Annotated in this window: 1 pseudogene; it reads right to left on the reverse strand. The window is 71.1% G+C overall.

Annotated elements, in window-relative coordinates:
• Window positions 1-805: pseudogene (locus AC1DWF_RS33535) on the reverse strand (glucans biosynthesis glucosyltransferase MdoH); the annotation flags it as partial.

The following is an 805-nucleotide window of genomic DNA, read 5'->3' on the forward strand; positions in this document are numbered from 1 at the left end:
CGCCTGGATGGGTTGACGGTGCGAAATCCGTTTCTCGGGCTCTGACCTCCTCCGGCGTCGCCGCCACGCCGCGCGTGACCAGCCAGCGCGCCAGGCGCGGCGAGGAGGTCCAGACGCAGAAGGGGATCGCCACCAGCAGGCCGCCCGCCCAAGGCATCGCGAGCCCGATCGACCAGGGCGCCCAGGCCGCCAGCACGGCGAACCCCGCGATCCCCGCGAGGGTGTGCGGCCAGAGCAGACGTGCCGCGTCGCCCCAGGAGACACCGCGATCCCTGCGGTTCTGCGGACTCCAGCCCATCCGCGCGCCGAAGGGCAACGCCAGGAGGAAGCGGGCCTTGTTGAAGTTGCTGATCGGCGACAGCAGCGTCGTGAAGAGGATTTCAATCCCCGCCCCCGCGAGCACGGCGCCCCGTCCGCCATAGCGCGCGGCCTGCGCCGGCTGGGCGAGGAGTTGCGCGTAGCCGGCCAGCTTCGGCGCGTGCTGGGCGAGCCAGAAAACCAGCATCAGCAGGATCAGGCAGGAGGTCGAAGCCGCGTCGAACCCGCCGGTCGCCGCGATCGCCACGGCCAGGGCAAAGGCCAGCACCCACAGCGGCGCGCAGAGGAAGAGCAGGATTGCCTGGAGCAGCTGGAACCGCGACATCGCATCCAGTCCCGGCAGCCGCAACAGGGAAAAATACTGCATGTTGCCGGCGGCCCATCGCAGGTCGCGCGCCATGAATTCCGGCAGGGCCGGGGGATTGCCCTCGAGGCTCCCCTCCTCCTCCGGCAGGCACCAGACGCCCCAGCCCGCGCCATGCAGGCG

The sequence above is a fragment of the Aminobacter sp. P4_D5 genome, from assembly GCF_056401815.1.